Source organism: Pseudomonas qingdaonensis (genome assembly GCF_018398475.1).
Taxonomy (GTDB): Bacteria; Pseudomonadota; Gammaproteobacteria; order Pseudomonadales; family Pseudomonadaceae; genus Aquipseudomonas; species Aquipseudomonas palmensis.
Genome location: NZ_CP074676.1, coordinates 3,690,020 through 3,703,722 on the forward strand (window position 1 = coordinate 3,690,020; position 13,703 = coordinate 3,703,722).

The 13,703-nt window shown below is 67.6% G+C and carries 12 protein-coding genes; 7 read left to right on the top strand and 5 right to left on the bottom strand.

The features are described from left to right. Positions 1–21: 21 nt before the first annotated feature. Positions 22–960, top strand: a complete 939-nt coding sequence (locus KH389_RS16745) for a helix-turn-helix transcriptional regulator (RefSeq protein WP_213605833.1) — start codon at positions 22–24, stop codon at positions 958–960. Positions 961–1,084: 124 nt separating this feature from the next. Beyond that, positions 1,085–3,277, top strand: a complete 2,193-nt coding sequence (gene fauA / locus KH389_RS16750) for a TonB-dependent alcaligin siderophore receptor FauA (RefSeq protein ID WP_213605834.1) — start codon at positions 1,085–1,087, stop codon at positions 3,275–3,277. A gap of 113 nt (positions 3,278–3,390) precedes the next feature. Here fauA and KH389_RS16755 read toward each other — a convergent pair whose 3' ends face one another. Next, a complete protein-coding gene (locus KH389_RS16755) occupies positions 3,391–3,954 on the bottom strand; it encodes a GNAT family N-acetyltransferase (RefSeq protein ID WP_104572640.1) in 564 nt (187 codons plus the stop codon). Between the two features lie 159 nt (positions 3,955–4,113). Here KH389_RS16755 and KH389_RS16760 point away from each other — a divergent pair, with 159 nt between their 5' ends. After that, positions 4,114–6,528, top strand: coding sequence for a membrane-bound PQQ-dependent dehydrogenase, glucose/quinate/shikimate family (locus tag KH389_RS16760; RefSeq protein ID WP_213605835.1), 2,415 nt, complete (start codon positions 4,114–4,116; stop codon positions 6,526–6,528). A 5-nt stretch (positions 6,529–6,533) separates the two neighbouring features. Next, the gene (locus KH389_RS27535; RefSeq protein ID WP_081315165.1) at positions 6,534–7,169 is read left to right on the top strand and encodes a TetR/AcrR family transcriptional regulator; all 636 of its coding nucleotides are present in this window, start codon (positions 6,534–6,536) and stop codon (positions 7,167–7,169) included. Between the two features lie 80 nt (positions 7,170–7,249). Here the strand turns inward: KH389_RS27535 and ppnN are convergent, their stop codons facing one another. Both ppnN and KH389_RS16775 read right to left on the bottom strand, forming a co-directional pair. Continuing rightward, the gene (gene ppnN / locus KH389_RS16770) at positions 7,250–8,623 is read right to left on the bottom strand and encodes a nucleotide 5'-monophosphate nucleosidase PpnN (RefSeq protein WP_043860910.1); all 1,374 of its coding nucleotides are present in this window, start codon (positions 8,621–8,623) and stop codon (positions 7,250–7,252) included. A 149-nt stretch (positions 8,624–8,772) separates the two neighbouring features. Then, on the bottom strand, positions 8,773–9,615 hold the full coding sequence (locus KH389_RS16775; RefSeq protein ID WP_213605836.1) for an SDR family NAD(P)-dependent oxidoreductase: 843 nt from the start codon (positions 9,613–9,615) through the stop codon (positions 8,773–8,775). Positions 9,616–9,728: 113 nt separating this feature from the next. On the opposite strand from KH389_RS16775, the gene KH389_RS16780 reads away from it, so the two are divergent. After that, a complete protein-coding gene (locus tag KH389_RS16780) occupies positions 9,729–10,667 on the top strand; it encodes a LysR substrate-binding domain-containing protein (RefSeq protein ID WP_213605837.1) in 939 nt (312 codons plus the stop codon). On the opposite strand, the gene KH389_RS16785 is transcribed toward KH389_RS16780, so the two are convergent. Further along, positions 10,606–11,358, bottom strand: a complete 753-nt coding sequence (locus tag KH389_RS16785) for an anti-sigma factor family protein (RefSeq protein ID WP_054915133.1) — start codon at positions 11,356–11,358, stop codon at positions 10,606–10,608. The two genes, KH389_RS16780 and KH389_RS16785, sit on opposite strands and share 62 nt — an antisense overlap. Next, on the bottom strand, positions 11,355–11,864 hold the full coding sequence (locus KH389_RS16790; RefSeq protein ID WP_043860914.1) for a sigma-70 family RNA polymerase sigma factor: 510 nt from the start codon (positions 11,862–11,864) through the stop codon (positions 11,355–11,357). Before KH389_RS16790 ends, KH389_RS16785 begins: the two co-directional genes overlap by 4 nt. A 131-nt stretch (positions 11,865–11,995) precedes the next feature. On the opposite strand from KH389_RS16790, the gene KH389_RS16795 reads away from it, so the two are divergent. Next, positions 11,996–13,039, top strand: a complete 1,044-nt coding sequence (locus KH389_RS16795; protein ID WP_213605838.1) for a catalase family peroxidase — start codon at positions 11,996–11,998, stop codon at positions 13,037–13,039. Further along, positions 13,036–13,563, top strand: a complete 528-nt coding sequence (locus KH389_RS16800) for a cytochrome b (protein WP_058541244.1) — start codon at positions 13,036–13,038, stop codon at positions 13,561–13,563. The genes KH389_RS16795 and KH389_RS16800 overlap by 4 nt, the downstream gene beginning before the upstream one ends. Positions 13,564–13,703: the final 140 nt, after the last annotated feature.

Below are 13,703 nucleotides of genomic sequence, written 5' to 3' on the forward strand. Positions count from 1 at the left end.
TTTCGACACCCGAGCCCTGTCTTGTCCGCGCCCACCCGCTACCTGCTGAGCGACTTCCATGCCCTGGGCCAGCGCTACGACGTGCACTATAGCCTGCCCGAAGGCGACGGCGGCGAGGACGATCCGTGCCTGATGCAGGGCCATATCAGCGAACATCGCCTGGCCCCCGGCTTCAGCCTGGTGAACTCCGACGTGCAGGCCTTCCACACCTACCGCGCCGATTCGCTGGACATGCCTGACCTGACCCTCGCGCTGGTACTCCAGGGTCAGGCCTCGATCACCTACACCCGCACCCAGCCCCTGCAACCAGGCGCCTGCATCACCGCGCTGTGCGGCGATGGCCGGCCGATGTCGGCACTGCACCGCGGTGGCGCGCACCTGCGCGGGCTCAACCTGTCGCTGCGCCGCCCGCAGGATGTGGGCGAAGAGGCCTTGGCCGAGCTGATCGAGGCTCGCCTGCGCGGCCACGGCTCGGCCCTGAGTTGCTGGACCCTGCCCGCGCACTTGCTGGCGGGCATCGAAGACATGTTGTCCGGTCGCTGGCAAGGCACCCTGCAGCACCTGTTGTGCCAGGGCCTGAGCCTGCAACTGCTCAGCCACGGCCTGGCCAGTTTCGACAGCCTGCCGGGCCCTTCGCCGGGCCTGTGCCCACGCGACCGGCTGATGCTCGAACGGGTGCGCGAGCACCTGCACCAACAGCCCGGCGACGAGCACGACCTCACCGAACTGGCGCGCCTGGCCTGCATGAGCAGCAGCTCGCTACGCAGCAAGTTCCGCGCGCTGTACGGCGAAACGGTGTTCGGCTACCTGCGCAACCGGCGCCTCGACCAGGCCCGCCAGTTGCTCGAACAGGGCTGGCAGATCCAGCAGGCCGCCCACCATGTCGGCTACCGCCACGCCAGCAATTTCGCCACCGCGTTTCGCCAGCGCTTTGGCCACGCCCCCCGCGAGACCGCCTGAAGTTCCCCTCCCGACGCACGCTTTGGCAGCGCCCATAAGCAGTCTGGCATCTGCCAAACGTGGCCCCGCAAGCAACTGTGAATAATACGCAGACGATAACGATACTCTGCGGAGAACGATTCCCATGCAGCGCCGCCTTGCCCCCTCTACCCGACCGATCAGCAGCGTGCGTATCGCCCTGCTGGGCGGGGCCTTTGTCTCCCTGATGGCCAGTGCCGAGGAGTCCGCCGAAAAGCCGGTGCTGACACTGCAGGCCACCGACGTACAGGGCGAGGCGTACCGGCCGCAGACCACCGAAGGCAGCGCCAGCTACACCACCGGCGCGATGTCCACCGCCATCGGCTTGCCGATGTCGATCCGCGAAACCCCGCAGTCGGTCAGCGTGGTGACCCGCCAGCAGATCGAGGACGAGGGCCTGAGCAACACCGCGCAGATTCTCGACAGCGCGCCGGGCATTTCCCATGTGCGCAACGACAGCAATCGCCTGTCGTTCTCGGCGCGTGGTTTCACCATCGACAACTTCCAGTTCGACGGCCTGGCCTCGCCGATCAACGGCTTCTGGAACTTCGGCGCCACCGAGATGGACTCGGCCATCTATGATCGCGTCGAGATCGTGCGCGGCTCCACCGGCCTGCTGACCGGCGCCGGCAGCCCGTCGGCGGCGGTCAACTTCGTGCGCAAGCGCCCGCTGCCCGAGTTCGCCGCCAGCGGCTCGGCGGGCATCGGGCGCTGGGACGAGCGACGGGGTGATGTGGACGTGTCGGCCCCGCTGACCGAGGACGGGCGCATCGCCGCGCGGGTGGTGGCCGCCTATTCGCAGAAGGACAGCCACGTCAGCTACCTGGACTACGGCTCGCGCACCTTGTACGGCGTGGTCAGCAGCGAACTGGGCCCGCGCACCCGGCTGACCACCAGCCTGGAGTACCAGAAGAACGAAACCGACGGCATGGGCAGCGGCTTTCCGCTGTTCTACAAGGACGGCGGGCGTACCGATTTCGGCCGATCGGCGGCCAACAACACCAAGTGGGGCTACTTCGGCACCGAGTCCACCACCGCCTTCGTCGACCTCGAGCACCAGTTGGAAAACGACTGGAAGCTGCGCGCCGCCTACAGCCGCTTCGAAGGCAACTACCGCATGCGCTACCTGTACCGCGGCGGCTACCCGGACCGCGAAACCGGGCGCGGCATGTCGGCCAGCTTCCTCAAGTACGAGGGCGAACGCACCCGTGACGACTGGCACCTGACCGCCAGCGGGCCGTTCCAGCTGCTGGGCCGCAGCCACGAACTGGCGTTCGGTGCGATGAGCATCGACGACGACCTGACCATCGACCAGTTCAGGCCGCTGGGCACGGTGCCGGATACCGGCAACTTCATGGACTGGAACAGCAACCACATTGCCGAGCCCGCCTGGGCCAACGTGCGTGCCTCGGGCGATGCCACCCACACCCGCCAGAACGGCGGCTACGCGGTAACGCGCCTGTCGCTGGCCGACCCGCTGCACCTGATACTCGGCGCACGGGTCAGCAACTGGGAAATCGACCAGGACTACTACGGCAGCCTGCGCCAGTACCGCTACCGCAACGAAGTGACGCCCTACGCGGGGCTGGTGTATGACCTGAACTCGACCTACAGCCTGTACACCAGCTACACCAGCATCTTCAACCAGCAGAACGCGCGCGGGCCGGACGGCAGCATCCTCGACCCGGTGACCGGTGACAGCTACGAGGCCGGCATCAAGGCCGGCTACCTGGACGGTCGCCTGAACGCAGCGCTGGCGGTGTACCGCACACAGCAGGAGGGCCTGGCCGAAGCGATCCCGGGGGTGAACGTGGAGGGGCGCCCCAATGAGCAGGCGTACAAGGCCGGCACCGGGGCGCGGGTCGACGGCTTCGACCTGGAGCTGGCCGGACAGCTCACCGAGCAGTGGAACCTGTCGGCCAGCTACACCCACTTCATTGCCCGCAATGCTGACGACAAGGCGATCAACACCAACCACCCGCGCACCCAGGCCAAGCTGTTCACCACCTACCGCCTGGGCGGTGTGCTGGACAAACTGACCGTGGGCGGAGGCGCAACGTGGCGCAGTGGCGTGTCACGCAGCGACGTGGCGATGCCGGGCGGTTTCACCGACCTGGAGCAAGGCGGCTACACGCTGGTCAGCCTGATGAGCCGTTACGCCCTCAACGACCACCTGAGTGTCAGTGCGCATGTCGACAACCTGTTCGACAAGCGTTACTACGAGCAGATCGGCTTCTACAGCCAGGGCTGGTACGGCGAGCCGCGCAACCTGCGCCTGAGCGTGCGCGCCACCTTCTGACCGCATCGCGGGTCAAGCCCGCTCCCACAAGTACTGCGCCGGCCCCAGGAACATCGCAATACCTGTGGGAGCGGGCTTGACCCGCGATGGGCTGCAAGGCAGCCCCGCCTCAATCATCCCTCAACCCTGCGCTCGAATATCCAGGTGTCATGCACCCCATGCCACGGTGTATCGCGCACACCCTCCACCACCCGCACCACCTCGAACCCCAGCGCCCTGGCCAGCCCATGGCTGGCGCCGTTCACCGACGCCGCGGTCAGGCGCAGGGTGCCGAAATCCTGCGCCGCCAGCAGCGCGCCGATGCCTTCGCTCATCAACCCCTGCCCGCTGTACCCGACGTTGGCCCAGTACCCCAGCACATGCGCATGCTCGCCCGCAGGGTCCGGGTGCAGTCCCGCACAGCCAATCACCGCGGTCTGATCGGCCGTGAGAATGAAGTAACGTTTCTCGGCCGCCACCCGCGCGTGGTCCAGCAACGCCTGGCGCAGGTTGTTGCGCGTGTCCTGCAACGCCGGTGCGGCCTTGGCCCACGGCAAAAACGGCTGGTGCAGCACAAAGCTGTCGATCAACGCCTGGTTCACCCACGGCGCCAACACCGCATCCGGCATCACCACCACCGTCCTGGGCGTACTCGCCACCACCTGCAACACCATGTCTGCACTCCCCTTGCTGTTCATCCTGATCCCGATGATTGTCACAAAAAATTTCACCGGTGCGACATTTTGTCTTTCATTGCCGCCTGAACAGGTTCAAAATAAAACTGTACCGTACAGTACTAAACATGAATCCACGCCCCCATGCCCGCGCAGCTGGGGTCGTGTCATGGACAAACAGGAATGAAAAACACAGATAACCCGGGGGCCCCTGCCCCTGCTTCAACTCGCCTTGCCTTTTATATCTTCGGTACCCTGCTCGGCCTCAGTGGCCTGGCCCTGGCGGTCGGCGGTGTGCGCCTGGCCACCCTCGGCGGCTCGTGGTACTACCTGCTGGCCGGCCTGGGCATGCTGCTGGCCGGTGTGCTCTATGCCCGGCGCAAGCCGCTGGGCGCCGGCCTGATGGCGCTGGTGTTCGGCGCCACCGTCATCTGGTCGCTGTGGGAAGTCGGCCTGCGCTTCTGGCCACTGGTGCCGCGCCTGGCGCCGTTCCTGGTGATCGGCCTGGTGGCGGCGGTGTTGCATCCGTACCTGGCCGGCGGCCGTCAGCGTGGCCTCAGCCATGCCTGCGCCGCCCTGTTCGGGCTGGCCCTGGTGGCCGGCGGCGCCTCGACCTTCGTGCCGCACGGGGTCATGCACGCCACCACCGAACCGGTGCTCGACACCCCGGCCACCACGGCCGGCGCCCCCCAGGACTGGCAGCACTACAGCAACGGCCCGCAGGGCACGCGCTTCACGCCGCTGGACCAGATCAACAAGGGCAACATCGACAAGCTCCAGGTGGCCTGGACCTACCGCACCGGCGAGATCGCCGAAGGCGCCTCCGAGTCGCAGAACACGCCGATCCAGATCGCCGAAACGGTGTACACCTGCACCCCGTTGAGCAAGGTCATCGCGCTGGATGCCGACACCGGCAAGGAGCGCTGGACCTTCGACTCCAAGCCCGCCAACGACAAGACCTGGAACCGCTGCCGCGGCCTTGGCTACTACGAGCCGGCCAAGGTCCAGAAGCCGTTCCAGTTCGCTGACCTGGCACCCGCCCCACGCGCCACGGGTGGTGTGTGCGCCAAGCGCATCGTGCAGGTCACCATGGATGCACGGCTGATCGAGATCGACGCCGACACCGGCAAGCCGTGCGAAGACTTCGGCGACAAGGGCTCGGTCGACCTGACCCAGGGCCTGGGCCTGGTGGATGAAGGCGTGCCGTACTACGCCTACACCTCCGCGCCCACCGTGGCACGCAACCTGATCATCCTCGGCGGCTGGGTCTTCGATGGCCGCTCCACCGACGAACCGTCAGGCGTGGTGCGTGCCTTCAGCGCCGACACCGGCGAACTGGTGTGGGCGTGGGACCTGGGCAACCCGGCCATCACCAAGCTGCCACCGGAGGGCGAAACCTATACCCGCAGCACGCCGAACATGTGGTCTACCCCGGCGTTCGATGACGAACTGGGCCTGGTCTACCTGCCTACCGGCAACCAGCAGCCCGATTTCTGGGGTGGCGATCGCCCGGCGCTGACCGAGAAATACTCGTCTGCCGTGGTTGCCCTGGACATGGCCACCGGCCGCGAGCGCTGGACCTTCCAGACCGTGCACCACGACATCTGGGACTACGACGTGGCTGCCCAGCCGGCGCTGTACGACGTGCCGGACGGCAAGGGCGGCAAGATCCCCGCGCTGATCCAGCTGACCAAGCGCGGGCAGATCTTCCTGCTCGACCGTCGCACCGGCAAGCCGATTGCCGACGTGGTCGAAAAACCCGTGCCCCAGGCCCATGCCGAAGGCGACTGGGTAGCCAAGACCCAACCCTACTCGGTAGGCATGCCGGCGCTGGGCGCCGAACCGCTGACCGAACAGGACATGTGGGGCGCGACCTTCTTCGACCAGCTGATGTGCCGCATCAACTTCCGCGAACTCAACTACGAGGGTGAGTTCACCGCACCGAGCACCCGCGACACCCTGATCTACCCGGGCTACTACGGTGGCTTCAACTGGGGCGGCGCGGCCATCGACGAGCGCAACGGCTACCTGTTCCTCAACGACATCCGCATCCCGCAGGTGGTCAAGCTGGTCAAGCGTGAAAACGTCGACCTGTCGCACCTCAAGTCCGGGCACGGCGTGGGCAGTACCTACCCGATGGACGGCACGCCGTTCGTGATCGACCACAAGGCCTTCAACTCGCCACTGGGCATCCCCTGCCAGAGCCCGCCATGGGGCGTGTTCGCCGCCATCGACCTGAAAACCCGCAAGCAGGTCTGGGAACGTCCGGCCGGTACGGTGCAGGACGCGGTGATCAATGGCGTGCGTGCCAACCTGCCGATCCCGCTGGGCATGCCCACCCTGGGCGGCGGCGTGAGCACCGGTGCCGGGCTGGTGTTCTATGCCGGTACCCAGGACTACTACCTGCGGGCACTGGACATCGCCACGGGCGAGGAAGTGTGGAAGGGTCGCCTGCCGGTCGGCGGCCAGGCCACACCGATGAGCTACGTGTCGCCGCGCTCGGGCCGTCAGTACGTGGTGGTGGTGGCCGGCGGTGCGCGCCAGTCTCCAGATCGCGGGGATTACGTGATAGCGTACGCGCTCCCTGACAAAGAGTAGCGCCCATGACCCCGTTGCACCGTGCCCCGACTTCCCCTACGAGCCGAAGTGTGGAGCGCAGGCGCAACCTGCTGGTGACCGCCAGCGAGCTGTTTCTGGAGCACGGCTACGATGGCGTCAGCATGGACGCCATCGTCGCCGCGGCAGGCGGTTCCAAGGCCACCATCTACCGCTACTTCGGCAGCAAGAACGAGCTGCTGGTGGCGGTGGTGGAGTACCTGTGCGACGACTTCATCATCGACCTGCGCCAGCTGGACACCAGCACCGTGGGGCTGGCCGAGGGGCTGCGGCTGATCCTCGACCAGTTGGTGGCGGTGGTCACCAGCCCGCGGCACGTGGCGTTCTACCGCCTGGTGGTCAATGGCACGGCGCATGTGCCCGAAGTGGGCCAGACCTGGTACGAGCATGGCCCGCAGGTGTGGCATTCGCTGATTCTGCGCTTGCTCGAAGGCCAGCGCGGGCAAGGGGCAGTGGCCGCGGATGCATCGCTGTCGGAACTGCCGCACGTGCTGTTCGATGCGCTGTTCTCGCACCTCACCACACGCACCGTGATGCTCGGGCAGCACTGCACGGCCGAAGCGTTCCGGCCGATGATCGATGAGCTGACCGGGTTGGTGCTCAGGCGCTTGCAGCAGGGCTGATCGTTTTGGCCCATTCGCCGGCAAGGCCGGCTCCTACAGGTCGTGCACCGTCTGTAGGAGCCGGCCTTGCCGGCGAAGCTTCAACTCACCACGCGGTAGCACGGCTCATACGCCGCCCCACCCGGCAGCTTCATCCGATGCTGCTCCACGAACGCCTGCAACAGCTTGTCCAGTGGCTGCATGATCGCGGTATCGCCATGGATCTCGTACGGCCCATGCTCCTCGATCAGGCGAATGCCCTTGTCCTTCACGTTGCCCGCCACGATCCCGGAGAACGCCCGGCGCAGGTTCGCCGCCAGCTCGTGTGCCGGCAAGTCGCGGCTCAGCTGCAGGCTGGCCATGTTGGCGTGGGTCGGGTCGAACGGGCGCTGGAAGCCCTCTTCGATCTTCAGCATCCAGTTGAAGTGGAACGCATCGTTGCGCTCGCGGCGGAACTGCTTGACCTGCCTGAGCCCCTCGGTCATCTGCCGCGCCACCTGGGCCGGGTCATCGATGATGATCTCGTACAGCGCATGGGCCGCCTCGCCCAGGGTGGCGCCGACAAAATCATGCAGCTGCTGCAGGTACGCCTCGGCGCTGCGCGGGCCGGTGAGGATCACCGGGAACGGCAGGTCGCGGTTTTCCGGGTGCATCAGGATGCCCAGCAGGTACAGGAACTCCTCGGCCGTGCCTGCGCCACCAGGGAAGATGATGATGCCGTGGCCCACGCGCACGAAGGCTTCCAGGCGCTTTTCGATGTCCGGCAGAATCACCAGCTCGTTGACGATCGGGTTCGGCGCCTCGGCGGCGATGATGCCCGGCTCGGTCAGGCCCAGGTAGCGACCGATGCTCATGCGCTGCTTGGCGTGGGCGATGGTGGCGCCCTTCATCGGCCCCTTCATCACGCCCGGGCCGCAGCCGGTGCAGATGTCCAGCTTGCGCAGGCCCAGCTCGTGGCCGACCTTCTTGGTGTACTGGTATTCCTCGGTGCTGATCGAGTGGCCGCCCCAGCACACCACCATCTTCGGCTCCACGCCCGGGCGCAGGGTGCGCGCGTTGCGCAGCAGCTGGAAGACGTAGTCGGTGATGCCCTGGGAGCTTTCCAGGTCGATGCCCATGCGGTCCAGTTCGCTTTCGGTGTAGACGATGTCGCGCAGGGCGCTGAACAGCATTTCGCGGGTGCTGGCGATCATTTCGCCATCGACGAAGGCATCGGCTGGCGCGTTCAGCAGCTCAAGGCGCACGCCGCGGTCCTGCTGGTGGATACGGACTTCGAAGTCCTTGTAGGCGTCGAGAATGGTCTTGGCGTTGTCGACGTGGGCGCCGGTATTGAGGATGGCCAGGGCGCACTGGCGGAACAGGGTGTAGATGCTGCCGGAACCGGCTTCGCTCAGTTGCTGCACTTCACGTTGGGAGAGTGTCTCCAGGCTGCCTTTGGGGCTGACAGATGCGTTGATTACGTGTCTTGGGGTCATTCTGGATTCCATATGTACGACGCCAGCGAACGGCTGTGGCATCGGGGTATTAACGCCTGACGCAATGCTGCATACAGGTTTTATCAGGTGGCCGGTCGCAATGGCAAACGGTCTGCCTGAAAGAGTAGGCGCGATCCCCCGGCGATGCCTCAGATTCCGTGCGCCGCCCAGCACTGCGCCACCTGCTCGGGCTGCTGCGCCTCGACCCCGCGCAGATCCCTCGGGTAGGTGACCCCCGCCTGCTCCTCGAAGCGCGTGGCCACGAACTGCCCGTTGCTGGCGCGCAGCACCTGCCCCGTCACCTGGCACGCGTCCGACACCAGGTACACCACCCCCGGCACCACCCACTCGGGCTTGAGGTCATCCGGCTCGCCCTCCTCGCCCCACATGCGCGTGCGCGCCACCGGCGAAACCGCGTTGACCAGGATGCCGTGTGCGGCGCCCTCTTCGCTCAAGGCATTCATGATGCCCAGCTGCGCCATCTTGCCGGCGGCATAGGCCGCCAGCCCGGTCTGCGCGTAGCACGCATACATCGCCCGGTCGGAGGTCGTCAGCACCACACGCGGCGCGGCGCTGGCCTTCAGGTGCGGCCAGGCGTGCTTGCACAGCCACAAGGGCGCCTGCACGTTGATCGCCAGGGCGCGCTCGACAAAGCCTGCATCCACCTGCTCGATCGGCTGGTACCCCACCCAGCCGGCGTTGTGGATCACCCCGTCGAGGCCGCCGAACTGCTCCACAGTGCGTGCCACCAGCGCCTCACAGGCCGCTTCATCGGCCAGCTCGGCGCAGTGCCCGAGTACCTGGTGCCCCGCCGCCTGCAGGGCCTGGGCCGCCCGTTCGACCGGGCCGGGGTCGGTGCCGCAGCCGGCGCGGTCGGCGCCGCGGTCGGTAATGACCACCCGCGCGCCGCGTTCGGCCAGGGCCCTGGCGTAGGCAAGCCCCAGGCCGCGGGCGGCGCCGGTGACGAGAAAGGTGCGATGGGTGAAGTTCATGGGCGCTCTCCTGTAAAGTCGTCGAGCCTATCGAGCGCGCCGCGCAAAGTTGAATATTATCGAAGGCCGGTTCCGATACCCGTCAGATATCGCACCGCGCCAGGGACGCCGCCATGATCGAGACCCGCCTGTTACGCCAGTTCATCGTCGTTGCCGAAGAACTGCACATCCACCGCGCCGCCGAACGCCTGCACATGGCCCAGCCGCCGCTGAGCCAGGCGATTGCGCGGCTGGAACAGAAGCTCGGTTGCACACTGCTGGTCCGTCACTCGCGCGGGGTGTGCCTGACCGGCGCCGGCCAGGCCTTCGTCGAGACCGCGCGCGCCACCCTGAGCCTGCTGGACCAGGGCGCCGAACACGCCCGCGAGGTGGCCGACGGGGTCAGCGGGCACCTGCGCATCGGCAGCCTGGCACTGGCCGGCTACCCGCCCCTGCTCGAGGCCCTGCGCCGGTTTCGCGCGCAGTGGCCCAAGGTGCGCCTGAGCCTGCAGCAGCAACCCTCGGCGCAACTGGCCGAGGGCGTGCTGGGTGGTGAACTGGACGTGGCCTTCATGCGCCAGTTGCCGGGGCTGAGCGAGCGCCTGCACAGCCGGCTGATCCTCGACGAGCCGCTGCTGCTGGCGGTGCCTGCCGGGCACCGACTGGCCCACGGTGGCCCGGTGCACCTGGGCGAGGCCGCAGACGAAGACTTCGTGTTCACCCCGCCGGCCCTGGGCAGCGGCTTTCACCAGCAGATGCTGAGCCTGTGCGAACGCGCCGGCTTCACCCCGCGCATCAGCCAGCAGGCGGCGCAGATGCAGACACTGGTCAGCCTGGTGGGCTGCGGGTTCGGCGTGGCCCTGGTGCCGCAGGCGGCGGCGCGGGCCAACCGTCAGGACGGCGTGCACTTCTGTGCCCTGCACGACACCCCGCCGCTGGGCCTGTACATGGTGTGCCCGGGGGAGCAGAGCACCCCGCAGGCAAGCCACTTCATGGACCTGTTCGCACCGGCTACAGGGCAATCCCCAGTGCCTGGCGCAACTGCGCGGCACGCGGCTCTGCTGCCGGGCTGACCAGCGCGTAGTTGTAGGCGCCCTGCGACCAGTAGCGGGCCTGCAACTCGCCGTCCACCCGCTCGCCACTGGGCATGCGCGCATAGTGCTCGCCGGGCGAACGCAGGAACAGGCTGACCCGCTCGCCGCTGGCATCCTGAAACAGCAGCAGCGCCGCCGGCCCCTGCTCGTTGCTGAGCAACCGCGCGCCCACCGGCGTGAAGCCATAGGCCGAGAGGTCCGGCAACTGCCCTGCCTGGGCAAAGTGCTCGCCCAGCCAGGCCTGCAATTGCCCCGGCCGCTGCACGTTCAGGTCCAATGTGCCCGACTGGGCAAACAGGCGGTGCGCCTGCACGGCATCGGCCATCGGTGCGAGGCCCGCCTGCAGGCTCGACTCGCGCGCCTGCCAGCCGCCCAGGCCACCGATGCCCAGTGCCACCAGCAACATCGCCGCGCTGGCCCATTGGCGGCGATGGCGCTGGCGCACGGCGCGGCGCACGGCTGCCGGGTCGAGCCGCGGGTTCGCGGGCTGCTCGGCCAGCCCGGCCAGGGCGGTGCGCAGCAGGCGTGCATCGGCGCGCCAGCCCTCGACCCGCGCCGCCTGCTCGGGGTGGGCTGCCAGGTACAGTTCCACCTCGCGGCGGCGCGCCGCCTCGAGGCGTTCGTCGACATAGGCGTGCAACTCGTCTTCGGACGGGATCAGCCGGCTCATTTCAACCTCCGCAATGCCGGGGGCGGCGTATTGCCCTCGGCCAGTTCTCGCATTGCCGCACGCGCCCGCGACAGGCGCGACATCACCGTGCCGATGGGCACGTCCAGGGCCTGGGCGGCCTCCTTGTAGCTCAGGCCCTCGACACTCACCAGCAGCAACAGCGCCCGTTGCTCGGTGGGCAGGCGCGCGAATGCGGCCAGGCCCGACTCGGCGAGCACGATATCCTCGGTGCTGCTGCCCACCGCCTCGTCGCGCCCGAACCACGCCAGCCAGCGTGCATGCCGGCGCTCGCGGCGCTTGGCGTCGATGAACAGCCGGTACAGGATCGCGAACAGCCAGGCGCGCAGGCTGTCATCGCCACGCTGCTGGCCGCGCCGGCTCAGGGCGCGCTCCACCGTGGCCTGCACCAGGTCGTCGGCGCTGCTGGCCTCGCGGGTCAGCCACAAGGCAAAGCGGCGCAGGCGCTGGAGCATGTCGCGCAACTGGTCGTCATCAAGATCGTTCATGGTCGGGGTTCTGGGCGGCTGGCAGTCAGTGTACGAGGCAGACGCTCGCCGCCGAAATTTATTCCCGCCGGCGTGGAATAAAACCTGGTGCGGTGCGTCGTATCGGCTCATTCACTGACCGGATCGCCGCCATGAGCACTCCGTTAAACGGTCGCGCCCGCACCCTGCGCCTGGCCGTCATCGGCCTGGGTATCGCCGCCCTGGGCGCAAGCTTTGCCTACGCTGCCGGCTGGATCGGCCCGCAGCGCCTGACCCCGCAACGTATCATCGACACCTTCGAGGCCCAGGCCGGGCACTACCCCGGCTATCGAAAGAACCACGCCAAGGGCCTGTGCGTGAGCGGCTATTTCGACAGCAGCGGCCAGGCTGCCAGCTGGTCGCGGGCCCGGGTGTTCAGCCAATCCAGAGTGCCGGTGATCGGACGTTTCGCCATCGGCGGCGCCAACCCGTTCAGCGCCGACGCCAGTGTCGCCACCCGCAGCCTGGCGCTGCAGTTCAGCAGCGACGACGGTCAGCGCTGGCGTACCGGCATGAACACCCCGCCAGTGCTGGCCGTCAGCGATGCCGCAGGGTTCTACGAACAGGTGCTGGCCTCGACGCCCGACCCGGCCACCGGCAAGCCGGACCCGGCGGCCCTGCAGGCGTTTTTCGCCAGGCATCCCGAAAGCGCCGCCTTCCGCCAGTGGGCCAGGGACTACAAGCCCTCCGACAGCTTTGCCAGCTCGGCCTTCAACAGCATCAACGCGTTTCGCCTGGTGGATGCGGCGGGCAAGGTGCAGTACGTGCGCTGGAGCCTGCAGCCGCACAGCGACTTCGCCCCGTTGGCAGCCCAGGTCGACGACAGGAACTTCCTTCAGCACGACCTGCAGCAACGCCTGGCCAAGGGCCCGCTGCGCTGGACCCTGCGCCTGACCCTGGCCGGCGCCGACGACCCGGTGGACGACCCCGCGCGCCCCTGGCCCGTCACCCGCCAGCAGGTCGATGCCGGCACCCTGGTGATCGACCACGTCGATGCGCCCGAGCAGGGCGAATGCCGTGACCTGAACTTCGACCCGCTGATACTGCCCGACGGCATCCAGGCCTCGGCCGACCCGATCCTGGCCGCCCGCTCGGCCGCCTATGCCGAATCCTTCAACCGGCGCAGCCGCGAAACCGCCCTGGGGGCCCACCCATGAACCTGCACCCGTCCACCCGCTTCCACCCGCTGGCGCGCCTGCTGCACTGGCTGATGGCCGTGTTGATCCTGACGATGCTGTTTGTCGGCGTGAGCATGGTCGCCGACCTCTCGCCCCGCCACCCCTGGCTGGTCAGCCTGCACAAGGCCATCGGCCTGGCCCTGCTGGTGCTGGTGGTGCTGCGCATCGCCACACGCCTGCGTTACGCCACCCCGCCCCTGCCCAGCGACCTGCCACGCCTGCAGCAGTGGGCCGCCAAGGCTTCGCACCTGCTGCTGTACGGGTTGATGCTGGGCATGCCGCTGATCGGCTGGGGCATGCAATCGGCCGGTGGCTACCCGCTGCCGTGGCAACTGCCGGCCATCGCGCCCCACGACCTGCGCCTGTACGCCCTGCTGCGCGCCCTGCACGGCTGGCTGGCGTACCTGCTGTTTGCCACGGTGCTGGTGCATATCGCCGCCGCACTGGTGCACGGTTTTGTCCGCCGCGATGGCGTATTGCGCAGCATGTGGCCGGGGCGCTGAGCGCGCCGGCGCAGCAACAGGCAACCTACCTGGCAACGGGCATAACGTTAACACGTTAAGTTTTTTCGCCCGCAAGCCTGCAAAGGCTTTCGGGGCAAAAAGATAATATGTTAATTATATGCCCGCACCGCAGCAGCGGC